This window comes from Streptomyces sp. NPDC039480, assembly GCF_055597165.1.
The window spans coordinates 355254-379695 of record NZ_JBVITX010000002.1 but is presented as its reverse complement, the minus strand read 5'-3'; the positions used below and the strand labels follow the sequence as shown (position 1 = coordinate 379695).

Here is a 24442-nt window from a genome sequence, read left to right as displayed (position 1 = left end):
CTATGACGTTCTACGCAGAGCACGGACTCCACGGAACCCGATGACCCCTACCACCGTCCCCAAGACAAAGGAGACAACGGCAAGCGTCAGGTGCACCCAGAAGTACCCGGTCGGGTTGTCCGCGTCGTCGAAGGCGAGCCCGCTGCCGTCCTTCCACAGGTTCTTGACGAAAGTGATCCAGATGAACCAGCTCCACACCCCGAAGGCGAGCAGGAACCAGGAGACAGGGCGGCTGAGCTTCATGCGTTCAGTATCGCGAGGTCCCCTGCCGCACCGCCGCCGGGGTGGGGACGACGGGACACAGCGCACCTCGGGAGCGACTCGCACAGTCACGCCCTGTACGTTCTCGTCCGTGCCTGCCGTAAAAAAGACCGCCATGTTGGTCGCTTCCGCCGCATTGCTGACCATGTCGACCGCGGCGCCCGCGCTGGCGGACGGGAAGCCGGGAGACGACAAGGACCAGCCGAAGCCGCCCTCCAGGATGTCCACCGTGGGCGGTGCGCAGCTCGGCGAGCCCGGCACCCAGGTGAAGCTCAAGGCGGGCGCCCCGGTGCTGCCCAAGGACCTGACGGGGCGTTCCTGGATCGTCTCGGACGCAGAGTCGGGTGAGGTGCTGGCCTCGCACAACGCGCACTGGCGGCTGCCTCCGGCGAGCACCCTGAAGATGCTGTTCGCGGACACGGTCCTGCCGAAGTTCCCCAAGTCGCAGAAGCACAAGGTCGCGCTCTCCGATCTGGAGGGCGTCGGTGCGGGCAGCAGCATGGTCGGCATCAAGGAGAACGAGACGTACTCCGTCCACGACCTGTGGCTGGGTGTCTTCCTGAAGTCGGGCAACGACGCGGTGCACGTCCTGTCCGCGATGAACGACGGCGTCCCGCAGACCGTCAAGGACATGCAGAAGCACGCCGAGGAGCTGCAGGCCCTCGACACGCACGTGGTCTCTCCGGACGGCTACGACGCCAAGGGGCAGGTCTCCTCGGCGTACGACCTGTCGCTGTTCGCCCGCTCCGGACTGCAGAAGAAGGACTTCCGGGAGTACTGCTCGACGGCCACGGCCCAGTTCCCCGGGGAGACCAAGAAGGTCGAGAAGGGCAAGGACAAGGGCAAGACGAAGCGCGGGTCCTTCGAGATCCAGAACACCAACAAGCTGCTGACCGGCGGCTTCGGAGTGACCCCCTACAAGGGCATCGCGGGCGTCAAGAACGGCTACACGTCGAACGCGGGCAACACCTTCACCGGTGTCGCCGAGCGCGACGGCAAGGTCCTCCTCGTGACCGTCATGAACCCCTCCTCCGGAGAGGCCCACGCGGTCTACAACGAGACGGCGCGGCTCTTCGACTGGGGCTTCAAGGCCGTCGGCAAGGTCGACCCGGTGGGTGAGCTCGTCGCTCCGAAGGGTGCCGCCACGGGTGGCGCCGGCAAGGGCGCCCCGGGCAGCGGCGGCGAGGGTGCCGTCGAGAAGGCGGCGCACTCCTCGGACGGCGGGTCGAGCGGGATGGGCATCGCGCTCGGCATCGCCGGTGGCGTGCTCGCGGTGCTCGCCGCGGGTGCCTTCGTGCTCAGGCGCCGGATGCCGCTGCCGGGCCAGGCGGGCCGACGGTCGCGTCAGGACTGACGGCCCCACCGACTGCCCGGCGCGAGGCACCAGCCCGCGCGCCGGGCCCGCACGGCTCACGCGTTCCAGCGGGCCGTGAGGAGATGTTCCCCGGGCGGCGGGCCCGGCAGCTCGGCGCGGGGTGCGGCGGCGATCCCGCCCAGGGCGATCGCGATGATCCTGCGCCGTGCGGCGCGCGCCTCGGCGGTGAGTTCCTCGTCGCCGAGGTCGTGGATCTGCTCGACCATCGTCGAGCGGCCGAGTTGTTCGATCAGCAGGATGATGTCGGTCGCCGTCACGTCATCACGCAGCCCGCCGCAGCGGTGCGCGCGGTCGACCAGCGCCTCGAAGTCCCGGTCCGCCTGAGCGGTGAGCTCGGCGAGCTCCGGTGGGACAGAGGCCAGTTTCCCCAGCGGCGAGAGCGTCCCCTGCCCGTACTCGACACTCTCCAGGATCAGCCCCGCCAGCCCTTCCCACGGGTCGGGGTGGGCCGCGGCCCGGCGCGCGGCCTCCGACCACTGCTCGTTCGCCAGCACCAACAGCCGCTCGAACAGTGCCTTCTTGCTCGGATACCGCCGGTACAGCGTGCCCGTGCCCACGCCTGCGGCCTCGGCGATGACGTTGACGGACACGTGCGCCCCGTCCCGGGCGATCACGCGCCGCGCCGCCTCCAGAAGTGCCGCGTCATTGCGTGCGACCTCGGCCTGTCGTGCTTGCTGCTGTCTCGAGACACCCATGAGCCCATCCTAGACCTTGCGGAGCAATTTACTCCGCGCTAGATTGACCGCTGTGCGGAGCAAATTGCTCCGCACAATGGTCGACGGGGAGATCCGATGGCTCAGAACAGGACAGCGCTCGGGGACAAGACCGCGTCCCTGGGCAAGACCGTGCCCCTGGGCAAGACCGTGCTCGTGACCGGGGCCACCGGAAACCAGGGCGGTGGCACGGCGAGAGCCCTGCTCGCCGACGGCTGGAGCGTGCGCGCCCTGGTGCGGGACCCCGACTCGGCCCCGGCGCGCGCCCTCGCCCGGCAGGGCGCGGTACTGGTGCGCGGCGACCTCGATGACTCCGATTCGCTCAAGCGGGCGACCGACGGTGTGCACGGAGTGTTCAGCGTGCAGCCGCTCACCGCCGAGGAGACGGCGGCGGCCACCGAGGTCCGGCGCGGCACCGCCCTGGCGGACGCCGCGGCCGCGGCAGGAGTCGCGCACTTCGTCTACAGCTCGGTCGGCGGCGCCGAACGCCGTACCGGAATCGATCACTTCGAGACCAAGGCCCGGATCGAGGCGCACCTCGCGTCCACGTCGCTGCCCACGACGGTCCTGCGGCCGACGTTCTTCATGGACAACCTGCTCGGGTACGCCGATGCCACCGGGGAGCGGGTCATGGAGCTCCCCGTCCTCCCCGGCCGTCCGATGCAGATGATCGCGGCATCCGACATCGGCCGGATCGCCGCGGCCGCCTTCGCCGAGCCGGAGACCTACGTCGGCGCACGGCTGGAGATCGCCGGAGACGCCCTCGGCTTCGAACAGGTCGCCGCTGTCTACCAGCAGGTCACCGGGGTTCCGACGCGCCTTGTGGCGCAGCCGATCGAGGACCGCATGTTCGAGTGGTTCGCCGAGAGCGGCTACCAGGCCGACCTCACGGCCCTGCGCACCCGATTCCCCTGGCTCCAGCGCTTCGACACCTTCCTGCGCGACGCCCTCGCGCCGAGCCGCCCCCGCGCCTGAGAAACCGACCAGCCACCCCACCAACCGACAGGAAGTAATCCGATGAATCCCGTGACTGCCCACACCACCGGAAACGACGACGACGTCAAGGCCATCGAGCAGGTGGTCGCCGCTGTCGAACGAACCCAGCGGGCCAAGGACGCCGAGGGTTTCCTCGCCCTCTTCCACCCCGAGGCGATGTGGACGACCGCCCACGGCAAAGTGCTGATCGGGTTCGACGCCATCGCCGAATTCACGCGGGCCGTGCTGCCGAACGCCGACTGGGACGGCGAAGTCACCTACGAGGTCGTCCACACGCAGTTCCTGCGCCCCGATGTGGCGGCCGTCAAGGTCCGGCAGATCTACCACACCGACCAGGGGAACGACGAAGGCGCTCCCCTGTACGTCATGACCAAGGAGAGCGACGGGAGCTGGCTCCTGCACACCGGCCAGAACACCCCTGTCCTCAACCCTTGAGCGCCGGCACCTCGTCGTCCGCCGTGGGTGCCTCCGTACGGGCCGCCTTCCGAGTCGCCGTCCACGCCGCGCAGAACAGCAGCAGCTTCGCGGTGAAGTTGATCCACAGGAGGAGTGCGACGGGCACTCCGAAGGCGCCGTACATGTTCTTCGCGGCGACGCCCTTCATGTAGCCGCCGAGCAGCAGCTTTAGCAGTTCGAATCCGGCCGCGCCGATCAGCCCCGCGGTGACGAGTTCGCGCCGGTGCGGCTGCACTCCGGGGAGCAGCGTCAGGACGTAGAGCAGCAGCAGGAAGTCCGCGAGGACGGCGATGGCGAACGCGACGACCTGGAGCAGCACGGTGCCCCAGCCCTTCTCGTCGATGCCGACGAGGTCGGCGGCCCAGCCGACGGCGGTCGAGGCGAGCCCGGACGCGGCGAACGACGCGAGCCCCACGCCGCCGAGCCCGATCAGCACCCCGGCGTCCTTCGCCTTGCGCAGGACGGGGTTCTCCTCCTCGTCAGGCAGCTCCCAGACGGCCCGCAGGCACTCCCTGATCGAGCCGACCCAGCCGATGCCGGTGAAGAGCAGCAGGGCGCCCGCGACGAGGCCGACGGTGCCGGCGTTGGTGACGAGGGCGTCCAGGTTCAGCTGGTCGGAGATGCCGGGGACCTGTTCGGAGATCTTGTCTTCCAGCGTGTTCTGCTGCTTCTTCGACAGGGTGGCCGCGGCGATCGCGGCGGCGACGGTGAGCAGCGGGAAGAGCGCCAGGAAGCTGATGAACGTCATGGCGGCGGCGAGGCGCGTCCAGTGCACGTGATCGAGCCGGTCGTACGCCTGCCACGCGTGCGTGCGCATGCCCTTCTCAACGAGGGGCCCGATGCCGGGGAGTTTCTTCAGCCAGTCCATGACGCCTCCGTGCCTGTGGTTCTGCCTGTTGTCCTGCCCGGTGAGCGGAAGACCAACGTCCGAGTACCCCAGAACCGCAGGACAGTGGCGAGTGCCATACCGATTCCGGCACCTGAGACGGTGTCCGCCCGCTGCGAGGTGAGGCCGAGACCGTAGTGGGACACGGCGATGCACAGCAGTTGGACGAGGGCACCCGCGATGTTGACGGCGAAGAACACCACGTACTGGCGCAGCCGCGAGACCTCCGAGGTCCTGCTCCGGTAGGTGCCGAGCGCGTTGCCCGCGTACGCGACCGAGCAGCCCGCCACAAAGGAGAGCGCTTTGGCGGTCAGCGGGTCCAGGCCCACGGGTCCGCGCAGCCAGATGAACAGGCCGAGGTCGGCGGCGTACGCGCAGATCCCGACGGCGGCGAAGCCGAGCAGTTCGGGCCCGAGCGCCTGCAACCGTTCGCGCAGGGAACGCACCCTCGTATGCAGGGAACGCGCCTTCGTGCGTAGGGATTTCAAACTCACCAGTCCGCGACCGCGAGTCCGTACATCGCAATCCACACGAGGCCGATCACGGCGAGCGCCCGGTCCCGCAGGACGACGTCCTCCGGTTCGCCCGCCGTGCCCCGGTCGGCGAAGACGGCGTAGCGCAGGATCGCGAGGATGAAGGCCGCCATGGACAGCTGGCGCCAGGGCAGCAGGCTTCCGTTGGCGGTGCCGCCCTCCTCCATGGCCCACAGGCAGTAGGCGAGAACGGCGACGCCCGCGGCCAGTTGCCAGACGAAGCGCAGGTAGCCGGTGGTGTATTCGGTGAGCAACGCGCGCGTGGCGCCCAGTTTCTCCGAGCTCGCGGACATCTGGACGGCTTCGGAGTAGCGCTTGGCGGAGACCATGAAGAGCGCGCCAAAGCCGGTGGTGATCAGGAACCAGCGCGAGAGCGGGATCTCCAGTGCGAGGCCGCCGATCATGGCGCGCATCAGGAAGCCGGTCGTGACGATCGTGAGGTCGACGACGAGGACGTGCTTGAGGCTGATGCAGTAGGCGAGCTGCATGCCGACGTACGCGGCCAGGAGCGCCGCTGTGAGCGGTGTGCACAGGACGGCGGCCGCCACGGGCGCGAGGACGGCCAGGAGCCCTCCCACGGCGTAGGCGACGGGCACCGGGACCTGCCCGGCGGCGACCGGCCTGCGGCACTTGGTGGGGTGCGCGCGGTCGGCGTCCGCGTCGCGCGCGTCGTTGATCAGGTAGACGGCGGACGCGGCGGCCGTGAACAGCGCGAAGACGATCGCGACTTGGGTGAGGGCGTGCCGCGAGAAGAGTTCGCCGGCGGCCGCGGGGGCCGCGACGACCAGGACGTTCTTCACCCACTGGCGGGGGCGCGCGGTCTTCAGGAGGCCGAGCGGCAGGCTGATGGTGGCCGGGCGCTGGGCCGGGCGGGGCGGCTCCAGGACGGTGGAGATACGTTCAGGCATTGCTGCCCCCGTTCATCCAGGCGGCGCCCACGCGCGCGGTGAGCGCGCCGAGCGCCGCACCGGCGGCCACGTCCGAGGGGTAGTGGACGCCGACGACCATCCGCGAGACGCACATCGCGGCGGCCAGCGGCGGTACGAGATGGGCGCCGACGGGGCGCAGCGCGCCGTACGCGACGGTGGCCGCGGCGGCCGACGTGGCGTGCGAGCTGGGGAAGGAGTGCCGGCCCGCGGTGCGCACGAGGGGCTCGACGCCGTGGTGGCTGCCCGGACGCGGCCGTCGGACGATCCGCTTGACGCCCATGCTGGCCAGATGTGCGGTGGCGGTGAGCGCCGTGCCGCGCAGCCACGCGCCGCGGCGCTCCCGGTCGACGGCGGCGCCCGCGAGGCCGGCCGCGATCCAGAGCGCGCCGTGCTCGCCGGTCCGCGACAGGGCGCGTGCGGCGGCCGCCACATGTGGGTTGGTGCCGCAGTCGCGGAGGGCCGACAGCAACCGGTGGTCCATGTCGTGCATGTCGCCTCTATTTCGAAGACGTTCGAGAGCCGGGCATCTCAACTCTTCTAAACAACATGCTCATAATTACGTCAATGTAGGGTGACACTCCATCAATCACCCATTTCGGTGAGGACCGGGACTGTTGGAGCGAAGCGCGCATACACGGGCGATACGGTCACCTTCATGCCTGCCGACTCGCCCGCCGATTCCCCTGCCCGCGCCTCGGTCCCCGCGGCGCCCGCCGTGTCCGTCTCCGGCTGGGGCCGCACCGCACCGACCACCGCCCGGCTGGTGAGACCCCGCACGCAGGAGGAGGCGGCGGCCGCGGTGCGTGACTGCGGGGAGCGCGGCGGCATCGCCCGCGGCCTGGGCCGTGCCTACGGAGACGCCGCTCAGAACGCGGGCGGCGCCGTCTTCGACATGACGGGCCTCGACCGGGTGCGCGTCATCGACGCCGACGCGGGAACGGTCGTCTGCGACGCGGGCGTTTCGCTGCACCGTCTGATGGAAGTCCTGCTTCCCCTCGGCTGGTTCGTGCCGGTGACCCCGGGGACCCGCTATGTGACGGTGGGCGGGGCGATCGGCGCCGACATCCACGGCAAGAACCACCACGTCTCCGGCTCCTTTTCCCGGCACGTCCTGTCGATGGACCTGCTGACCGCCGACGGCACGGTCCGCACGGTCGAACCGGGCACCGCGCTGTTCGACGCGACGGCCGGCGGCATGGGCCTCACCGGCGTGATCCTCTCGGCGACCGTGCAACTCCTGCCGGTCGAGACGTCCCTGATGTCGGTCGACACGGAACGCGCCACGGACCTCGACGACTTGATGGCCCGCCTCACCGCCACCGACCACCGCTACCGCTACTCGGTCGCCTGGATCGACCTCCTCGCGCGCGGCGCCGCCATGGGCCGCTCGGTCCTGACCCGCGGCGACCACGCCCCCCTGGACGCGCTTCCGGAGCGGGCACGCGCGCGTAGAGCCCCTCTCGCGTTCCGTCCGGGCCGGCTGCCCGCCGCCCCCTCCTTCCTGCCGGAGGGACTGCTCGGCAAGGCCTCTGTGGGGCTCTTCAACGAACTCTGGTACCGCAAGGCGCCCCGCTCCCGCACCGGCGAGCTCCAGAAGATCTCCACCTTCTTCCACCCCCTGGACGGCGTCCCGCACTGGAACCGCGTCTACGGCCGCGGCGGCTTCGTGCAGTACCAATTCGTCGTCGGATACGGCAAGGAGGAGGCCCTGCGCCGCATCGTGCAGCGCATCTCGGAGCGCGGCTGCCCCTCCTTCCTCGCCGTACTGAAGCGCTTCGGAGAGGGCGATCCGGGCTGGCTCTCCTTCCCGATGCCCGGCTGGACCCTCGCCCTGGACATCCCGGCGAACCTCCCCGGACTCGGCGCCTTCCTCGACGAGCTCGACGAGGAGGTGGCCGCCGCCGACGGGCGCATCTACCTCGCCAAGGACTCCCGCCTGCGGCCCGAGATGCTCGCCGCCATGTACCCCCGGCTCGACGACTTCCGCGCCCTGCGGGCCGATCTCGACCCGCGTGGAGTGTTCCGCTCGGACCTCTCCCGCCGCCTCGCCCTCTAGGAGACCGGTACTCATGAAAGACGCCTTCGGCACCCCCCAGTCCCTGCTCATCCTCGGCGGCACCTCCGAGATCGGCCTCGCCACCGCGCGGCGCCTCGTCGCCCGCCGCACCCGCACGGTGTGGCTGGCCGGGCGCCCCTCCCAGGACCTGGAGAAGGCCGCCGCCGGCCTGCGCGACATGGGCGCGGACGTGCGGACCGTCGCCTTCGACGCGCTCGACCCCGAGTCCCACGAAGCGACCCTCGGCAAGATCTTCACCGAGGGCGACATCGACATGGTGCTGCTCGCCTTCGGCATCCTCGGCGACCAGGCACGCGACGAGGACGAGCCCGTCGCGGCGGTACGCGTCGCCCAGACCAACTACACGGGCGCGATCTCCGCGGGACTCGTCTGCGCCCGGTCGCTGCAGGCCCAGGGCCACGGCTCCTTGGTGGTGCTCTCCTCGGTGGCGGGCGAGCGCGCCCGCAGGTCGAACTTCATCTACGGCTCCAGCAAGGCCGGACTCGACGCGTTCGCGCAGGGCCTGGGCGACGCGCTGCACGGCACCGGAGTGCACGTGATGGTCGTCCGCCCCGGCTTCGTCCGCTCGAAGATGACCGCGGGCCTGGAGGAGGCGCCCATGGCGACCACTCCGGAGGCGGTGGCGGAAGCCATCGAGAACGGCCTGCGGCGGCGCTCGGAGACGGTGTGGGTGCCCGGGGCGCTGCGACTGGTCATGTCGGCCCTGCGGCACGTGCCCAGGCCGGTGTTCCGCCGGCTGCCGCTCTAGCGGCCCTTCGGGGGCTCGTAGGTGGCGACGGTGGGCAGGGTCAGCGTTCTGGCGCCTCTCTGCAGCACATAGACCTTGCCCACACCGACGAACTTCCTCGTGCCGGGCACCGGGACGATCGGGTCCAGCCAGAGCTGCTGCTTGGCCTTGGCGGTGACCTCGCCCTTCGCGGGCAGCTTCGGCCAGGACGGCCGGACGCAGCGTCCCTCCGGAGTGCGATAACGGCGTACTCCGGAGAGGAGGCCTCCGTCCTCCCCGTGCGCGACGATGTTCCTGGAGAGGCACGGGTCCTGGTCGGCGGCCTTCTGCCGGTGCCAGCGGGAACCGTCCCAGCGCAGCAGGATGTGCTCGATGGACGGCTCCTTCTCGACCTCTCCGTGGTTGAAGGAGTGCGAGCCGTACGCCCACACCTCGGTCGGAGAGACCACCTCGACGCCGTCGAGTGACGCTCCGGGCTCGGGCGGCACGGGCTCGGAGAAGCGGTACTCGGGCGTCCGCGTGAGCGTCCACGTCCTGCCGTCCCAGTGCATCGCGGCGGGCTGGCTGAGCTCACCGCCGTCACCGCCGACTCCGGAGCCGCTGTCCCGGTGGCCGACCGCCCACAGATCGTCACCCGACGTGCCGTCGAGCGCCGCCGGTTCGGCGGGCAGGGTGTGGGTTTCCCAGCGAGCGCCGTCCCAGTGCAGCAGCCGCTTCCGGCCGCCCACCACCCACACGTCGTCGGGCGCGAACACCTCGATCTCGGAGACGACGCCCTGGAGCGGCGGCCGCGGCACGCGCTGCCATCGGGTGCCGTCCCAGCGCGCCGCGCTCGCCCCACCGCGGGGACCGAAGCCGAACAGCCATACGTTGTCCGGCCCCGACGAGCCGAGCAGCGGGTGGAAGAAGTTCCCTTCGAGCTCCGCGGGCACCTTCTGCCGCTGCCAGCCACTGCCGTCGTGGCGGACCAGGAACTGGCCGTCGGGGTCGTCCATGCTGCCGTCGCGCAGCTCGTACCCGGCCGCCCAGATGTCGTCGGCGGACGACGCGGTGACGGCGGTCAGTTCACCGTCGACCGTCTTGTCGACGTACTCCAGCTTCCAAGCCCCTCCCCCGGCGGCACCGGACGAGGCGCGGCCGGTGGGGGTCGTGCGGGCGGGCCCGGTGCCGTCGCTTCCGCACCCCGCCGCGGCGAGGGCGAGGACGGCCAGGATCGCGGCGGTCTTCCTCACGGCCCTCTCCTAACGCTTCAGGGAGACGACGACGGCCCGGTCCGGGGCGTAGCCGCTCTGCAGGACGTCGACCGTGCCGAAACCCAGTACCTCGTCGGAGCCCGGCACCGTGATGATCCTCTTCAGCCAGAGCTGCTGCTGCGCCTCGGGGCGTACGCCTCCGCCCTCGGGCAGCCTCGACTTTCTGATCTTGGTGCAGGTGCCGTCGGTGGTCAGGTGCCGGTTGCCGTTCATGAAGAAGCCGCGACCGCCGTCCCGGGCCACGGGTTTCCGGTACGCGCACGCTCCGGGGAAGGGCTTCGCGTCCTTCCAGCGGGAGCCGTCCCAGCTCAACTCGACGTTCTCGGACTCCGGATCGCGGACCTCTTCGCCGTCGTACCCCCGGTAGGAGTGCCCTCCGTAGGCGCGTACGTACGTCCTGGCCGCGACGTCGATCCCGGTGAACTCGGCGAACGGCTCGGACGGCACCGGGTCGGGGAAGCGGTACGTCGGCGTCCGGGTGAGCGTCCACTTCTCACCGTCGAAGTGCATCGCGGCGAGCTGTCTGACCTCGCCGCCCGGCCCGCCGACACCGGGCCCTGTCGTACGCGAGCCGACCGCCCACACGTCGTCCCGTGCCGAGCCGGCGAGGGCGGTGACCCTCTCCGCGGGCATCGGCGTCACCGTCCAGCGATCGCCGTCCCAGTGCGTGACCTCGCCGTCGCCCCGGAGCACCCACACGTCATCCGGAGTGATGACCTCGACGTCGGTGAGCGGCCCGGCGGGAGCGTCCTTCGCGGGGCCCCAGCGCGTGCCGTCCCAGAGTGCGTAGCGCGGCTTCCTCGTGTCCGACGCGGTGCCTTCCACGGTGTGCAGCCGGATGCCCGCCGACCCGAGGTACTCCAGCCGGGAGAGGTGGGGGTCGCCGTCGACCGGCATCGGCTCCCGCGTCCACTTCTCGCCGTCGTAGTGCAGCAGGTGGCCCTTCGCGAACCGTCCGTCGGTGTGGGCGCCGTCGCTCCCGAGGGCCCATATGTCGTCCGGAGCCATGGCGGCCCCGTCGATCAGCTCACCGGGTTCGTCGTCGATGCGTTCGTACGTCCAGGAGAGGCCGGCCGCACGGGACGTGGACGGCCGCGTGTCGGCCGCACCGTCGGGCTTCTGTGCCCCACAGCCGGCCGCCACGAAGGCGAGTACGGCGACGGCTCCCGCTGCGTTGCGCATGATCCCCCAGCACAGGTCGGCCGGGGCACCCCGGTCAGCGAGCGGGCAGCGTACCCCGCGCCGACGGGGCCGAGGCCTGAGGGGGCACTACAGGGCCGCCGAAAACGAAGTCGCGCAGCTTGCGCCAGACACCGTCGGAACCCTGCTCGTACAGGGCGAAGCCGGTGCACGGCCACTCGGCCTCATACTCCGAGAGCTCCTCGTACGCGCGGTCCATGGCCTCTTCGGAGATGCCGTGCGCCACCGTGACATGCGGGTGGTACGGGAACTGCAGTTCGCGTGCCATCGGGCCTGACGCGTCCCGGACCCGCTCCTGCAGCCAGGAGCAGGCCGAGGCGCCCGACACCACCTGCACGAACACGACGGGCGACAGCGGGCGGAAGGTGCCCGTCCCCGAAAGGCGCATCGGGAACGGGCGGCCCGCCGCCGCGACCGACAGCAGGTGCGCCTCGACCGCGGGCAGCGCCGACGCGTCCACCTCGGTGGGCGGCAGCAGGGTCACATGGGTGGGGATGCCGTGCGCCGCGGGGTCCCCGAAGCCCGCACGCCGCTCCTGGAGCAGGCTGCCGTGTGGCTCCGGGACCGCGATCGAGACGCCGATCGTTACGGTCCCCACGTCGTACTCCTGTCGTCGTGTCCATGGGCAGGGGACGCCGCCCGGTGGGCAGCGCGGTGCAAACTGTGGTGCTCGGTCGTCCGGTGACTCAGTGCTTGGCGGGCAGGAAGCCCACCTTGTCGTACGCCTGCGCGAGGGTCTCGGCGGCGACGGCTCGAGCCTTCTCCGCGCCCTTGGCCAGGATCGAGTCGAGCGTCTCCGGGTCGTCCAGATACTGCTGGGTGCGGTCCCGGAAGGGGGTCACGAACTCGACCATGACCTCGGCGAGGTCGGTCTTCAGCGCACCGTAGCCCTTGCCGACGTACTTCTGCTCCAGTTCGGCGATACCGGTGCCGGTGAGCGTGGAGTAGATGCTGAGGAGGTTGCTGACGCCGGGCTTCTCCGCCACGTCGTAGCGGATCACCGTGTCGGTGTCGGTGACGGCGCTCTTGACCTTCTTGGCGGTGGCCTTGGGCTCATCCAGGAGGTTGATCAGACCCTTCGGCGTGGACGCCGACTTGCTCATCTTGATCGACGGGTCCTGGAGGTCGTAGATCTTCGCCGTCTCCTTGAGGATGTACGCCGACGGCACGGTGAACGTCTCCCCGAAGCGGCCGTTGAAACGCTCGGCCAGGTCACGGGTTAGCTCGATGTGCTGCCGCTGGTCCTCGCCGACCGGCACTTCGTTGGCCTGGTACAGCAGGATGTCCGCGACCTGCAGGACCGGGTACGTGAAGAGGCCGACGGACGCGCGGTCGGCGCCCTGCTTGGCCGACTTGTCCTTGAACTGCGTCATGCGGGAGGCCTCGCCGAAGCCCGTGAGGCAGTTCATCACCCAGGCGAGCTGGGCGTGCTCGGGGACGTGGCTCTGGACGAAGAGCGTGCAGCGCTCCGGGTCGAGGCCCGCGGCGAGGAGCTGGGCGGCGGCGAGCCGGGTGTTGGCACGCAGCTCGGCGGGGTCCTGCGGGACCGTGATCGCGTGCAGGTCCACCACCATGTAGAAGGCGTCGTGGGACTCCTGCAGCGCCACCCACTGGCGGACCGCGCCGAGGTAATTGCCGAGGTGGAACGAGCCGGCGGTGGGCTGGATTCCGGAGAGCACACGAGGTCGTTCAGAGGCCATGGTGCCCATTCTCTCAGGTGACTCTCATAGCTCGGAAACAGGTGTGTGACGGGTGGGAACCGATCGGCCACGGCCGGTGTATCAAAGGTGTGAGGGCACAGGGGGAGGTCCTGGAGGGGGGCCGCGTCGTCGACGAGCGTGCGGTGATCGCGCGGGTGCGCGCCGGAGAAGCGGAGGCGTACGCGGAATTGGTGCGCGCTTTCACCGGCATCGCGCTCAGGGCGGCCGCGGCACTCGGCGCGGGATCGGACGCGGAAGACGTGGTGCAGCAGGCCTTCTTCAAGGCCTACTGCTCACTCGGACGGTTCAGGGACGGCTCGGCGTTCAAGCCGTGGCTGCTCGCGATCGTCGCCAATGAGACGAGGAACACAGTGCGTTCGGCGGTCCGGCAGCGGTCTGTCGTCGGCCGGGAGGCCGCGCTCGCCGAAGCGGAGCCGTTGATACCGGAATCGGCGGACCCGGCAGTGGCGGCCCTGGAGGACGAGCGAAGGGCGGCGCTGCTCGCCGCCCTCGACCAGCTGGGCGAAGATCACCGCCTGGTCGTCACCTACCGCTATCTGCTGGAGATGGACGAGGCGGAGACGGCCCAGGCCCTCGGCTGGCCGCGGGGCACGGTGAAGTCCCGGCTGAACCGCGCGCTGCGCAAGCTGGGCCGGCTGTTGCCCGCAGAGGGAGGTGAGGGAGGTGAGTGAGCGGCAGCGCGCAGCCGAGGCGGCCGAGGCGGCGCGGCTCCGTGAGGAGCTGCGGGCGCTCGGCCGGTCGATGGATGCGGGCGGCACGGGCGGTGCCGGCGGGGAGTCGATGGCCGAGCGGGTCATCGCGCAGATACTCGCGGAGAGAGCCGGGGTGCCGGTGGCCGAGCCGCCCGGCCCCGCCGAGCGGCTGCGCGGCCTGCGGCGTGGTCTGCGGATGCGGTGGCGGACGGTGACGGCCGCGCTGTGCGGGCTGCTCGCGGTCCTCGTGCTCACGCCTCCGGTGCGGGCGGCGGTCTTCGAATGGTTCGACTTCGGCGGAGTCGAGGTGCGGTACGACCCGTCGGCGACCCCCTCGGCCGGGCCGGGCGTGCCCGGGTGCGGTGAGCCGGTGACGGCGGCGGAGGCGCGGCGCCTGGCCGGGTTCTCGCCCGCGGTGCCGAAGTCGCTCGGCGCGCCGGATGCGGTGTCGGTGACGCGGGAGCCGGGCGCCCGGGTCCTGGTCAGCCTCTGCTGGCGCGCGGCCGGCCGGACGATACGCCTCGATCAGTACGCGGCCCGGCTCGACCCCGGTTTCGCCAAGACGGTGCCGGTGCCGCCCGACTGGGTCGAAATCGGCCGGGAGACGGGGCTCTGGTTCGCCCGGCCGCACCGGCTCACGTTCTGGCTGGTGGAGGGCGACGGCGACCGCTGGCGGCGGTCCGAGCGGACGGCGGGGCCGACGCTGCTGTGGACACGCGGGCAGGAGCTGACGTTGCGGCTTGAAGGGGTGGCGTCGAAGGAGCGGGCCCTGGAGATCGCGGAGTCGATCCCCGAATCGGGAACCTGACCGGCTCGGGCGGTGTACCAGAAGTGAACCGGTGCGGAGGGGCCGCGCCGGCGGGCGGCTGGGGGACGGACATGCGGAAGGCAAGGGGACTGTGCGGGGCGGCGGCCGGGCTGGGCGTCACGGCGGCGCTGATGGTGGTGGGCGCACCCCAGGCGGTGGCGGGCGGGCCGACGAGCGTGCTGCTGGTGTCACCGGAGACCACCGAGAGCGCCTCGCTGTACTACACCGACGGGGAGTACGGCGACCTGGAGACCTGGCTGGAGCCCCCGGCCTCCGGCGGGAAGCCGACCGGGAAGCCGAGCGAGGACCCGCCGGGCCTCGGCGTGGGTGTCCAGAGCCGTCAGATCAATCTCACGTGGATGGTTCATGACGTGACGCCGTGGCGTGTCGACCGGGTCTATGCGCCGCTCTCCGACAAGGGGGGCGACAAGAAGGGCGGTGACAAGAAGGACATGGACGTGTGGGTGCACAGGTCGACGGAGACCGAGTCGCTGACCGGTGACTGGCACCGGGCGAAGGAGCCGGATCGCCTGGTGCCCCTGTTCAAGGAGCTCGGCCTCATGGGCAAGGCGTCCGACCGGGGCGCCTCCGGAATCGCGCCGGGCTCGGAGCCGGTGCCGGAGCCCAGGGCCCCCGAGAAGAGCGGCGGCGTGCAGAAGGCCGCCGCGGGCGGTGGCGGGCCGGGCACGACCGGCTCGGAGTGGTGGTGGGCGATACCGGGCGCCGGGGCCGGTGCGGTCGCCGCGCTGCTGCTCCGGCGCCCGGTGTCCGAGCGCTGGGCGGCAGCGGCGGCATGGCGACGGCGACCGCACGAGCCGGGGCCCCGGCAGGAGCTGCGGGACCTGTGAACCTCTGAGGTGAGGGGGGTGGGGACCCCCTCAGGCGGTGGGCAGGCCCGGTGCCGGGTGGGTGGCCATCAGGTCGGCGACCTCGGACCTGATCTTCGTCAGGGCGTCCTCGTCACCGGTGCGCGCCGCGGCGACACCACGGTCGATCCATTCGGCGACGGCCGTCATGTGCTCGGTGCCGAGTCCGCGGGAGGTGAGGGAGGGGGTGCCGATGCGGATGCCCGACGGGTCGAACGGCTTCCTGGGGTCGTAGGGCACGGTGTTGTGGTTCACGACGATCCCGGCCCGGTCGAGGGCCTTCGCGGCGATCTTGCCCGGGACGTCCTTGGAGGTCAGGTCCATCAGGATCAGGTGGTTGTCCGTGCCGCCGGAGACCAGGTCGAAGCCGCGGGCGAGGAGGGCGTCGGCGAGAGCCTTGGCGTTGTCGACGATCGCGTGGGCGTAGTCGCGGAAGGAGGGTCGGGACGCCTCGTGGAGGGCGACCGCGATGGCCGCGGTGGTCTGGTTGTGCGGGCCGCCCTGCAGACCGGGGAAGACCGCCTTGTCGATGGCCTTGGCGTGCTCCTCGCGGGACATCAGCATCGCGCCGCGCGGGCCGCGCAGGGTCTTGTGGGTGGTCGTGGAGATCACGTCGGCGTGCGGCACCGGCGAGGGATGGGCGCCGCCCGCGATCAGACCGGCGATGTGCGCGATGTCGGCCACCAGGACGGCGCCGGCCTCGCGGGCGATCTCGGCGAAGGCGGCGAAGTCGATGGTGCGAGGGAGGGCAGTGCCACCGCAGAAGATCAGTTTGGGGCGCTCCTTGAGCGCGAGGTCACGGACCTCGTCGAGGTCGACGCGGCCGTTCGTCTCGGGGTCGGTGGTCCGGCGCACGCCGTACTGCACGCCGCGGAACCACTTGCCGGTGGCCGAGACGCCCCAGCCGTGGGTGAGGTGCCCGCCCATCGGCAGGGCCATGCCCATGACGGTGTCGCCGGGTTCGGCGAAGGCGAGGTAGACGGCGAGGTTGGCCGGGGAGCCGGAGTAGGGCTGGACGTTGGCGTGCTCGACGCCGAAGACGGCCTTGGCGCGGGCGATGGCCAGGCGTTCGACGGGGTCGATGTTCTGCTGGCCCTCGTAGTAGCGGCGGCCGGGGTAGCCCTCGCTGTACTTGTTCTGGAGGACGGTGCCGGAGGCTTCGAGGACCGCGGTGGACACGTAGTTCTCGCTGGGGATCAGGCGCAGGGTGTCGGCCTGGAGCTGCTCCTCGGCGCCGATGAGGGCGGCGAGTTCGGGGTCCTCGGCGGCGAGGGCGGGGTGGTGCTGAGCGGGTGAGGAAGGGCGAGAGGAAGAGGCAGGGGATGCAGGGGATGAGGAAGGGGAAGTCATGGCGTCCTCCGGGGCGAGCGGTCAGTGTCCGGTCGTGGTCCCGGGGTGCCCAGGCGGGCGGCACCTCGAAGGTTCTGCCTGGCACGGCTTCATCGGGGTCGGTTCCCCGTGCGCCAGTCACCGTGCTGTCAGGGCCAGCCTAGCGGGCGCGCCGATCCGGCAGGTTTCTTCGTCCGCGATGCGAGCGACGATAGGAATTGGGCGCCACATCCGCCCCACGCCGCAAGACGAACGGAGACCCCGTGTCGAGTACGTCATCTCCCCGCACGTCATCGTCGTCATCGCCCTCATCCGCGTCATCGCCTGCTGCCGCGTCACCGGCCGCGTCATCGGCCGCCGGTTCCGGCACCGGCTCCGGCTCCGGCTCGGCCAGCGAGCGGCTCATCGCCTCGGCCGAGGCGCACAGCGCGCACAACTACCATCCGCTGCCCATCGTGGTCGCCTCCGCCGAGGGCGCGTGGATGACCGATGTCGAGGGGCGCCGCTATCTCGACATGCTCGCCGGGTACTCCGCGCTCAACTTCGGGCACGGCAACCGCCGGCTGATCGACGCCGCGAAGGCACAGCTCGACCGGGTGACGCTGACGTCGCGGGCGTTTCACCACGACCGGTTCGCCGAGTTCTGTACGCGCCTGGCGGAGCTCTGCGGCAAGGAGATGGTGCTGCCCATGAACACGGGCGCGGAGGCCGTGGAGACGGCCGTGAAGACCGCGCGGAAGTGGGGGTACCAGGTCAAGGGCGTGCCGGACGGGCGGGCGAAGATCGTGGTCGCGGCCGGCAACTTCCACGGCAGGACCACCACGGTCATCAGCTTCTCCACGGACGAGGAGGCGCGGGCGGACTTCGGGCCGTACACGCCGGGCTTCGAGATCGTGCCGTACGGCGACCTGGCGGCGCTGCGGGCCGCGGTCACCGACGAGACGGTGGCCGTGCTTATCGAGCCGATCCAGGGCGAGGCCGGGGTGCTCGTGCCGCCGGCCGGATATCTGCCGGGGGTGCGGGAGTTGACCCGGGAGCGCGGGGTCCTCTTCATCGCGGACGAGATCCAGTCGGGGCTCGGCAGGACGGGACGTACGTTCGCGTGCGAGCACGAGGGCGTGGTGCCGGACGTGTATCTGCTGGGCAAGGCGCTCGGGGGCGGCGTGGTGCCGGTGTCGGCCGTGGTGGCGGACGCCGATGTGCTGGGGGTGTTCAAGCCGGGTGAGCACGGTTCGACGTTCGGCGGCAACCCTCTCGCCTGCGCGGTGGGGCTCGAGGTGGTCGACATGCTGTCGACGGGTGAGTACCAGCAGCGCGCCACGGAGCTGGGCGACCATCTGCACGCCGAGCTGGGGCTGCTGACCGGTGCGGGCAAGGTGACGGAGGTGCGGGGCCGCGGTCTGTGGGCGGGTGTCGACATCGCCCCGTCGTACGGCACGGGGCGGGAGATCTCCGAGAAGTTGATGGAGAGGGGGGTGCTGGTCAAGGACACGCACGGGTCGACGATCCGTATCGCTCCCCCGCTGGTGATCAGTAAGGAGGATCTGGACTGGGGGCTGGATCAGTTGCGGGCCGTGCTGAGCTAGCGGCCGGCCGGGGCGGGGTTGCCCGTCCCTGTGCCGGGGCGGGGTTGCGCGCCCCCGCGCCGGGGCGGGGGTTACCCCCACCTGGAGTGGGCGGTTGGCAGGATCGTCGCGGGTGTTCTCATCCGGAAGTGTGGAGTCCGGCGGGGTGCCGCCGGATTCCCGACGCTTCCACAGGAGTTGGCTCGTGCGTGAGCAGACATGGCAGAGGTTCCGTTTTTCCGGTCGGCAGCGGGGCGGTCGGCGTAGAGCCGTGTCGACCGCGACCGCGGTGGCCATCAGCGTGAGTGTGGGCGCCATGACGGTGGGGGCGCTGGCACCGTCTGCGGCGTCCGCGGCACCCGCCACGCCCACGCCCACATCCACATCCACATCCGCGTCCGCGTCCGCATCCGTCGCGTCCAGGGCGGACGCCGTCCAGCGGGGTTTGGAGGCGCTGGTGCGCGACGATGGCATTCCCGGTGCGCTGGCGAGTGTCAAGGGGCGCGACGGACACAGCCGTGCCTACACGGCGGGGGTCGGCGATCTGGCCACCGGGGCGAAGGTGCCGCGGGACGGGCGGGTGCGGGTCGGCAGCAATACCAAGGCGTTCACCGCGGTGGTCGTGCTGCAGCTGGTCGGTGAGGGGAAGGTCCGCCTCGACGACTCGGTCGACACCTATTTGCCGGGTGTCGTGCGCGGGAAGGGGATCGACGGCAACCGGATCACGATCCGCCATCTTCTGCAGCAGACGAGTGGGCTGCCCAATTACACGAAGCACGACCTCCAGCCGCGTTATTACGAGCCTCGTGAACTGCTCGACATCGCGCTTCAGTACGAGGGCGAGTTCGAGCCGGGGAAGGGATGGGCGTACAGCAACACGAACTACGTACTGGCCGGGATGATCGTCGAGCAGGTCACCAAGCGCACTGTGGCGGAGGAGATCGACCGGCGCATCGTCAAGAAGATCGGGTTGCGCCACACCTATTTCCCCGCCCCTCATGACGCGACCATCCGCGGACCCCACCCCAAGGGGTATCTGCAGGAGGGTGAGGGCGCGCCCCTGCGTGACATCACGGAGCTGGATCCGTCCTGGACCTGGGCGGCGGGTCAGATGATCTCCACCAACTCCGACCTCAACCGGTTCTACGGCGAGCTCCTGCGCGGCCGTCTCCTCCACCAGGAGCAGCTCGACCAGATGCGCACCACCGTCCGCGCCGACTACTTCGGCCCTGGCGCCCGCTACGGCCTGGGGCTCGTGAGCAAGCCGCTGTCGTGCGGCGGCGTCTACTGGGGTCACGGCGGCAGCTACCCGGGATACGAGACCCGGGGCGGAGTCACCGACGAGGGCCGCGCCGCGAACGTCGCGGTGACCATGCAGCCGAACGACAAGACGGTCATGACCCGGGTGGACGGTGTCGTCGACAAGGCCCTGTGCCGCTGAACCGCGACACCGGGCTGAGCCCCTCCCCCGCCTTCCCCCCGCCCTTCCCGGCCCTCCCCCGCCCTGGCGTCAGGGGTGGGCTCCCCGGTCGTATGCCGTTTGGAACGCGGTGTCGCCGAGGGCGGTGCGGGTGCGGTGGGTGGCGCGGGTGACGTCCGTGCGTTCTGCCGGAGGCAGGGGTGCTCCCTCCGACTCGCGGATGCGGGCGGCCGTGCCGAGGAGGCCTGCGGCGTGGGTGTGGTCGCCGGCGAGGGAGCGGGCGCCCGCGAGGCCTTCCAGGGCGAGGGCCACCGCGCGCTCGTCGCCCGTCGTGCGGGCCACGGCCAGGCCCTCGCGGTGGAGGGTTTCGGCGCGCTCCGCGTCGCCGCGTTGTTCGGCGACGTAGCCGAGTTGGGCCAGGATCAGGGCCGTGCCGGAGTCGACGCCGAGGCGGCGGTTGAAGTCCAGCCACGGCAGGAGGAGTTTCTCGGCCGTGTCCAGGTCACCGCGGCGGCGGGCGCCGATGGCGAGGCCGGTCTCGGCGAACTGCTGGGCGGGGCGATGTGACTGCTGGGCGGCGAGGCCGGCGGCTCGTTCGTGGAAGGCGGTGGCGGCGGGGTCGTCACCGGTGAGGAGGGCGATGCGGCCGAGGCGGGAGAGGCGGAAGGAGAGATCGGTCCAGAGGTGGAGTTCTTCGGCGCGGCGCATTCCGTCGCGTTGGAGGCGGGCGGCTTCCTCGTAGTCGGCGGCGATCTCGGCGAGGATGCCGAGCTGTTCGGACGACTGCAACTGGCCCCAACCGTCGCCCAGTTCGCGGAACATCTCGGCGCTGCGTGTGGCGTCGCGGCGCAGGGCCGGGAGGTCGCCGCGGTAGAGGGCGCGGGTGGCCCGGGTGGACAGTGTGGCGGCCTCGCCCCAGCGGTCGCCCGCGGCCCGGAACTCCGCGAGGAGCGCGTCGACCCGCGCGGCCTCGCGAGGCGTGTGGTCGAACCCGCACCGCGCGAAGGCGAGCAGCCAGCGGGACCGGGCGTCGGCGGCCGTGGCCGTGGCAGTAGTGGCGGGCGCGGTGGTTTCCGCGCCCTCGGAGGTGTCGTGGTGCGCGGAGGCGGGTTCGCCGGCCAGTAGGGCGAAGGCGGCGTGGGCCGACGCGGCGGCGGTGCGGGCCGAGAGCAGCGGGCCGGCCTCTTCCCGCTGAGGCGGCGCGGGCAGGTTCAGGGCCTGGTCCAGGGAGCGCATGGCTTCGCGGAGGCGGCCTCGGAGGAACCAGTACCAGGTCAGGGCGTTGACCAGGCGCAGGGCTGTCGGGGTGTCGGAGTCCGTGGCGGACCAGTTCAGCGCGGCACGGAGGTTCACCGTCTCGTGGTCGAGCCGGCGCAGCCAGGTCCGCTGGTCGGGGCCGCGCAGGGCTGCGGCGGCGCGTTCGGCGAAGGTGGCGAAGTGGCGGGCGTGACGGCGGCGGACCTCGGCGGTCTCGGCCGCGTCGTCGAGGCGTTCGAGGCCGTACGCGGTGACGGACTCGAGCATGCGGTAGCGCATCTCGGGGGCGTCGGTCGTCATCGGAGCGAGGAGGGAGCGGTCCACGAGACGGGTCACCAGGTCGAGGACGTCGTCCTCTGGTGGAGAGTGCGGTGGGGCCTGCGGGGCGGTGTGCGTCAGTACGGCTTCTGCGTGCGGGAGCGTGAATCCGCCGTCGAACACCGCGAGTTGACGCAGAGCGCGCTGCTCGGGGGTCGTCAGGAGTTCCCAGCTCCAGTCGATCATCGCGCGCAGGGTGCGCTGGCGGGCGGGGGCGTCGCGGCGTACCTGGTTGAGGAGGCGGAAGCGGTCGTGCAGGCGGTCGGCGAGGGCGTGCACGCCGAGGGCTCGTACGCGGGTGGCGGCGAGTTCGACGGCGAGGGGGATGCCGTCGAGGCGGCGGCAGATGAGGGCGACGGACTCACGGTTCGTGTCGTCCAGGGCGAAGCCCGGGGCGGTGGCCGCGGCACGGGCGGCGAAGAGCCGCACCGCGTCCTCCTCGCCGAGCGGACCGATGGCCTCCACGGTTTCGCCGGTGAGGGCGAGAGGTTCCTGGCTGGTGGTGAGGATGTGCAGGTGGGGGGCTTGGCGCAGAAGTTCGGCGGTCAGGTCCGCGACGGGGTCGAGGACGTGTTCGCAGTTGTCGAGGACGAGGAGGAGGCGACGGCCGGCGAGGGCCTGTGCGAGCCGTACGGCTGGGGTCCGGGCGGCCGAGGCCCGGGCGGCCGGGGGGTGTGCGGCCGGTGCGTCGTCGCGGAGGCCCAGGGCGGCCGCGACCGTTGGGACCACCTCGTCCCAGGTGCCGGCGAGTTCGGTCAGCCAGATGCCGTCGGGGAAGGCGTCCGTCAGGCCTGACGCCGACTCCAGGGCCAGCCGCGTCTTTCCTACGCCGCCGGGGCCCGTGAGGGTGACCAGGCGTTCCGTGGCGATCAGGTCGCGTATGCGCGCGATCGCGCCGTCGCGGCCGATGAGGTCCGTGACCTGCGCGGGCAGATTCGTGAGCGGGCGGTTCACAGCCACGTCTGCGCCCGCAGCTGTGCCCGTATCCGGGCCCGCAGCTCTCCCCGCACCTGTGCCCGTATCTGCGCCCACACCTGTGCCCGCAGCTGTGCTCACATCCGGGCTCGTAGCCGCACCCGCGCCTTGTGGTCCCCGCTCCTCCTCCTGTCGCAGCATCGCCTCGTGCAGCTCCGTCAGTTCGGGGCTCGGGTCGATGCCGAGTTCTTCGGCGAGACGAAGCCGGAGGTCCCGGTAGGAGTCCAGGGCCTCGGCCACGCGGCCGGAGCGGTACAGGGCCCTGAGATGGATGGCCCGCAGGCGTTCGCGCAGGGGCTCGCGCGCCACCAAGGGGGCCAGGTCGTCCGCCAGTACGGCGTGCTCGCCGTGCGCGAGGCGCAGCTCGGCCAGCGTCTCCTGCGCGGTCAGGCGCTGCTCCTCCAGGCGTGTGACGGCCGCGCGCGCGAAGTCGGCGTCGCGGAAGTCGGCGTACGCGGGGCCGCGCCACAGCGCCAGCGCGTCGGTCAGAAGCGATGCCTTCGTACGCGTATCAGCTTCCGTCGAGTCGGTCGTGTCCGTCGCGTACGCGCGTGAGGTCAGCGTCTCGAAACGGGTGGCGTCGACGTGCTCGGGCGGTATGCGCAGCGCGTATCCGGCGGGCCCGTGCACGACGAGGCCGCGGCCGCCGGGTTCGGCCGCCTCCAGCGTGCGGCGCAGCTGGGAGACCTTTGTCTGGAGCGAGTTGACCGGCGAGGACGGCGGGCGGTCGCCCCACAGGTCGTCGATCAGCGTGTCCACCGGGACCGGGTGTCCGACCCGCACGAGGAGGGCGGCGAGCAGCGCGCGGACCTTCGGCTCCGGGGCAGGCGCGGCCGCCCCGTCCTGCGTGCGCACGGTCAACGGGCCCAGCACCTCGAATCGCATACGGCCACGTTAATCGCCCCCGGTGACCGCTGAGGAGCCCCAGCGGCGCTGACGGGAGGCCGTGCGTGAACCGTCAGCGTTCCGTGCGCGCCTCCCGGCACGGTAGTCCTCGTGATCGCGGCACCGCAGTCACCGTCACCATCTGAACCCAGGAGTCACCATGACCATCTCCCGCGAAATCCGTCTCGCCGCCCGCCCCATCGGCGAACCCACCGCCGCCGACTTCGAGTTGGCCACCACCGAGGTGCCCGAAAGCCTCGACGCGGGGCAGATCGTCGTCCGCAACACCTGGATGTCGGTCGACCCGTACATGCGGGGCCGCATGGACGACGCACCGTCCTACATCCCGCCGTTCCGACTGGGCGCCCCGCTGGAGGGCTCGGCGATCGGCGAGGTCGTCGCGTCGAACGCCCCCGACGTGCCCGTCGGCGCGACGGTCACGCACTTCCTGGGATGGCGGGAGTACTCCGTGCTCGACGCCGCGGCCGCCACGGTCGTCGACACCACGCTCGCGCCGGCCGCCGCCTACCTCGGCCCGCTCGGCACCACGGGACTCACCGCGTACGCCGCGCTGACCCGCACCGCCCCGGTGCGCGAGGGCGACGTCGTCTTCGTGTCCGCCGCGGCCGGGGCGGTCGGCAGTGTCGCGGGGCAGCTCGCCCGCGAACTCGGCGCCTCCCGGGTGATCGGCTCGGCGGGCGGCCCGGCGAAGACGAAGAAGCTCCTCGACACCTTCGGGTACGACGCCGCCGTCGACTACCGCCTGGGCGGCCTGCCCGAACAGCTCGCCCAGGCCGCGCCCGATGGCGTAGACGTCTACCTCGACTCGGTCGGCGGCGACCATCTGGAGGCCGCGATCGGGGCGATCCGGCCGGGCGGACGCATCGCGCTGGTCGGCGCCATCAGCACGTACAACGCGACCGAGCCCGCACCAGGCCCCAACAACCTCTTCCGCGCCGCCCAGCAGGAGGCGACCCTTCGCGGCATGCTCGTCACCAGCCACCTCGACCTGTTCCCGGAGTGGATCGGCCGGGCGGCTCCGCTGCTCGCCGACGGCAGCCTGCGCACCGAGCAGACCGTCGTCGACGGCATCGAGCGGGCGCCGGAGGCCTTCCTCGGCGTACTGCGCGGGGCGAACACCGGCAAGATGCTGGTCCGGCTGGGTGCGGACTCCTGACCGGCGGCGGCAGCCGGCCGCTC

General features: G+C 71.5%; 23 protein-coding genes and 1 riboswitch. Of the genes, 11 read left to right on the top strand and 12 right to left on the bottom strand.

The window, feature by feature from the left end:
• Complete coding sequence (locus tag ACZ56E_RS07725) at positions 1–243, bottom strand: SCO4848 family membrane protein (RefSeq protein ID WP_062778448.1); 243 nt, start codon at positions 241–243, stop codon at positions 1–3.
• Between the two features lie 109 nt (positions 244–352).
• On the opposite strand from ACZ56E_RS07725, the gene ACZ56E_RS07720 reads away from it, so the two are divergent.
• On the top strand, positions 353–1615 hold the full coding sequence (locus ACZ56E_RS07720) for a D-alanyl-D-alanine carboxypeptidase family protein (protein ID WP_468604701.1): 1263 nt from the start codon (positions 353–355) through the stop codon (positions 1613–1615).
• A 56-nt stretch (positions 1616–1671) separates the two neighbouring features.
• On the opposite strand, the gene ACZ56E_RS07715 is transcribed toward ACZ56E_RS07720, so the two are convergent.
• Positions 1672–2331: a TetR/AcrR family transcriptional regulator gene (locus ACZ56E_RS07715; protein WP_471212158.1), complete on the bottom strand. Its 660-nt coding sequence runs from the start codon at positions 2329–2331 to the stop codon at positions 1672–1674.
• Between the two features lie 96 nt (positions 2332–2427).
• Here ACZ56E_RS07715 and ACZ56E_RS07710 point away from each other — a divergent pair, with 96 nt between their 5' ends.
• The gene (locus tag ACZ56E_RS07710; protein WP_471212156.1) at positions 2428–3324 is read left to right on the top strand and encodes an NmrA/HSCARG family protein; all 897 of its coding nucleotides are present in this window, start codon (positions 2428–2430) and stop codon (positions 3322–3324) included.
• Positions 3325–3366: 42 nt separating this feature from the next.
• On the top strand, positions 3367–3780 hold the full coding sequence (locus tag ACZ56E_RS07705) for an SgcJ/EcaC family oxidoreductase (protein ID WP_468604697.1): 414 nt from the start codon (positions 3367–3369) through the stop codon (positions 3778–3780).
• Here ACZ56E_RS07705 and ACZ56E_RS07700 read toward each other — a convergent pair.
• Genes ACZ56E_RS07700 through ACZ56E_RS07685 form a run of 4 tightly spaced genes read right to left on the bottom strand, consistent with a single transcriptional unit; the run spans position 3770 to position 6639 of the window.
• On the bottom strand, positions 3770–4669 hold the full coding sequence (locus ACZ56E_RS07700; protein ID WP_468604695.1) for a YihY/virulence factor BrkB family protein: 900 nt from the start codon (positions 4667–4669) through the stop codon (positions 3770–3772). The two genes, ACZ56E_RS07705 and ACZ56E_RS07700, sit on opposite strands and share 11 nt — an antisense overlap.
• Positions 4657–5124, bottom strand: coding sequence for a GtrA family protein (locus ACZ56E_RS07695; RefSeq protein WP_471213095.1), 468 nt, complete (start codon positions 5122–5124; stop codon positions 4657–4659). The genes ACZ56E_RS07700 and ACZ56E_RS07695 overlap by 13 nt, the downstream gene beginning before the upstream one ends.
• A 53-nt stretch (positions 5125–5177) precedes the next feature.
• A complete protein-coding gene (locus ACZ56E_RS07690; protein ID WP_471212151.1) occupies positions 5178–6128 on the bottom strand; it encodes a decaprenyl-phosphate phosphoribosyltransferase in 951 nt (316 codons plus the stop codon).
• On the bottom strand, positions 6121–6639 hold the full coding sequence (locus ACZ56E_RS07685; RefSeq protein WP_471212149.1) for a phosphatase PAP2 family protein: 519 nt from the start codon (positions 6637–6639) through the stop codon (positions 6121–6123). The genes ACZ56E_RS07690 and ACZ56E_RS07685 overlap by 8 nt, the downstream gene beginning before the upstream one ends.
• Positions 6640–6804: 165 nt before the next feature.
• Here ACZ56E_RS07685 and ACZ56E_RS07680 point away from each other — a divergent pair, with 165 nt between their 5' ends.
• Together ACZ56E_RS07680 and ACZ56E_RS07675 are read left to right on the top strand one after the other, a co-directional pair.
• A complete protein-coding gene (locus ACZ56E_RS07680) occupies positions 6805–8205 on the top strand; it encodes an FAD-binding protein (protein ID WP_471212147.1) in 1401 nt (466 codons plus the stop codon).
• Positions 8206–8218: 13 nt separating this feature from the next.
• A complete protein-coding gene (locus tag ACZ56E_RS07675) occupies positions 8219–8974 on the top strand; it encodes a decaprenylphospho-beta-D-erythro-pentofuranosid-2-ulose 2-reductase (RefSeq protein WP_471212145.1) in 756 nt (251 codons plus the stop codon).
• On the opposite strand, the gene ACZ56E_RS07670 is transcribed toward ACZ56E_RS07675, so the two are convergent.
• From ACZ56E_RS07670 to trpS, 4 genes are all read right to left on the bottom strand, one after another.
• Positions 8971–10185, bottom strand: coding sequence for a hypothetical protein (locus tag ACZ56E_RS07670; protein ID WP_471212143.1), 1215 nt, complete (start codon positions 10183–10185; stop codon positions 8971–8973). The genes ACZ56E_RS07675 and ACZ56E_RS07670 overlap by 4 nt on opposite strands.
• Positions 10186–10194: 9 nt before the next feature.
• A complete protein-coding gene (locus ACZ56E_RS07665) occupies positions 10195–11388 on the bottom strand; it encodes a hypothetical protein (protein ID WP_471212140.1) in 1194 nt (397 codons plus the stop codon).
• 34 nt (positions 11389–11422) lie between these two features.
• Positions 11423–12004: a 2'-5' RNA ligase family protein gene (locus ACZ56E_RS07660; RefSeq protein ID WP_468333352.1), complete on the bottom strand. Its 582-nt coding sequence runs from the start codon at positions 12002–12004 to the stop codon at positions 11423–11425.
• A gap of 88 nt (positions 12005–12092) precedes the next feature.
• Entirely contained in the window at positions 12093–13106 is a 1014-nt protein-coding gene (gene trpS, locus ACZ56E_RS07655; protein WP_398300400.1) for a tryptophan--tRNA ligase, read from the bottom strand.
• Between the two features lie 89 nt (positions 13107–13195).
• On the opposite strand from trpS, the gene ACZ56E_RS07650 reads away from it, so the two are divergent.
• The 3 genes from ACZ56E_RS07650 (at position 13196) to ACZ56E_RS07640 (ending at position 15475) form a co-directional block, all read left to right on the top strand.
• Positions 13196–13798, top strand: coding sequence for an RNA polymerase sigma factor (locus tag ACZ56E_RS07650; RefSeq protein WP_471212137.1), 603 nt, complete (start codon positions 13196–13198; stop codon positions 13796–13798).
• Entirely contained in the window at positions 13782–14627 is an 846-nt protein-coding gene (locus ACZ56E_RS07645) for a hypothetical protein (protein ID WP_471212132.1), read from the top strand. Before ACZ56E_RS07650 ends, ACZ56E_RS07645 begins: the two co-directional genes overlap by 17 nt.
• Positions 14628–14698: 71 nt before the next feature.
• Positions 14699–15475, top strand: coding sequence for a hypothetical protein (locus ACZ56E_RS07640; RefSeq protein WP_471212129.1), 777 nt, complete (start codon positions 14699–14701; stop codon positions 15473–15475).
• Positions 15476–15505: 30 nt separating this feature from the next.
• On the opposite strand, the gene ACZ56E_RS07635 is transcribed toward ACZ56E_RS07640, so the two are convergent.
• On the bottom strand, positions 15506–16843 hold the full coding sequence (locus tag ACZ56E_RS07635; RefSeq protein WP_471212127.1) for a serine hydroxymethyltransferase: 1338 nt from the start codon (positions 16841–16843) through the stop codon (positions 15506–15508).
• A gap of 40 nt (positions 16844–16883) precedes the next feature.
• Positions 16884–16974, bottom strand: a riboswitch (ZMP/ZTP riboswitch).
• Between the two features lie 252 nt (positions 16975–17226).
• Here ACZ56E_RS07635 and rocD point away from each other — a divergent pair.
• Positions 17227–18408, top strand: coding sequence for an ornithine--oxo-acid transaminase (gene rocD, locus ACZ56E_RS07630; protein WP_471213092.1), 1182 nt, complete (start codon positions 17227–17229; stop codon positions 18406–18408).
• Between the two features lie 184 nt (positions 18409–18592).
• Positions 18593–19828, top strand: coding sequence for a serine hydrolase domain-containing protein (locus ACZ56E_RS07625; RefSeq protein WP_471212125.1), 1236 nt, complete (start codon positions 18593–18595; stop codon positions 19826–19828).
• Between the two features lie 69 nt (positions 19829–19897).
• Here ACZ56E_RS07625 and ACZ56E_RS07620 read toward each other — a convergent pair whose 3' ends face one another.
• Positions 19898–23242, bottom strand: coding sequence for an AfsR/SARP family transcriptional regulator (locus ACZ56E_RS07620; RefSeq protein ID WP_471212122.1), 3345 nt, complete (start codon positions 23240–23242; stop codon positions 19898–19900).
• Positions 23243–23402: 160 nt separating this feature from the next.
• On the opposite strand from ACZ56E_RS07620, the gene ACZ56E_RS07615 reads away from it, so the two are divergent.
• Positions 23403–24419 (top strand): NADP-dependent oxidoreductase, encoded by a 1017-nt coding sequence (locus ACZ56E_RS07615; protein WP_471212121.1) that lies wholly within the window; start codon positions 23403–23405, stop codon positions 24417–24419.
• Positions 24420–24442 lie beyond the last annotated feature (23 nt).

Coding starts and splice junctions, on each gene's coding strand:
- ACZ56E_RS07715 (WP_471212158.1), bottom strand. CDS start 2,331: ATGGGTGTCTCGAGACAGCAGCAAGCACGACAGGCCGAGGTCGCACGC.
- ACZ56E_RS07675 (WP_471212145.1), top strand. CDS start 8,219: ATGAAAGACGCCTTCGGCACCCCCCAGTCCCTGCTCATCCTCGGCGGC.
- ACZ56E_RS07700 (WP_468604695.1), bottom strand. CDS start 4,669: ATGGACTGGCTGAAGAAACTCCCCGGCATCGGGCCCCTCGTTGAGAAG.
- trpS (WP_398300400.1), bottom strand. CDS start 13,106: ATGGCCTCTGAACGACCTCGTGTGCTCTCCGGAATCCAGCCCACCGCC.
- ACZ56E_RS07705 (WP_468604697.1), top strand. CDS start 3,367: ATGAATCCCGTGACTGCCCACACCACCGGAAACGACGACGACGTCAAG.
- ACZ56E_RS07685 (WP_471212149.1), bottom strand. CDS start 6,639: ATGCACGACATGGACCACCGGTTGCTGTCGGCCCTCCGCGACTGCGGC.
- ACZ56E_RS07620 (WP_471212122.1), bottom strand. CDS start 23,242: ATGCGATTCGAGGTGCTGGGCCCGTTGACCGTGCGCACGCAGGACGGG.
- ACZ56E_RS07725 (WP_062778448.1), bottom strand. CDS start 243: ATGAAGCTCAGCCGCCCTGTCTCCTGGTTCCTGCTCGCCTTCGGGGTG.
- ACZ56E_RS07680 (WP_471212147.1), top strand. CDS start 6,805: ATGCCTGCCGACTCGCCCGCCGATTCCCCTGCCCGCGCCTCGGTCCCC.
- ACZ56E_RS07665 (WP_471212140.1), bottom strand. CDS start 11,388: ATGCGCAACGCAGCGGGAGCCGTCGCCGTACTCGCCTTCGTGGCGGCC.
- ACZ56E_RS07640 (WP_471212129.1), top strand. CDS start 14,699: ATGCGGAAGGCAAGGGGACTGTGCGGGGCGGCGGCCGGGCTGGGCGTC.
- ACZ56E_RS07710 (WP_471212156.1), top strand. CDS start 2,428: ATGGCTCAGAACAGGACAGCGCTCGGGGACAAGACCGCGTCCCTGGGC.
- ACZ56E_RS07690 (WP_471212151.1), bottom strand. CDS start 6,128: ATGCCTGAACGTATCTCCACCGTCCTGGAGCCGCCCCGCCCGGCCCAG.
- ACZ56E_RS07635 (WP_471212127.1), bottom strand. CDS start 16,843: ATGACTTCCCCTTCCTCATCCCCTGCATCCCCTGCCTCTTCCTCTCGC.
- ACZ56E_RS07615 (WP_471212121.1), top strand. CDS start 23,403: ATGACCATCTCCCGCGAAATCCGTCTCGCCGCCCGCCCCATCGGCGAA.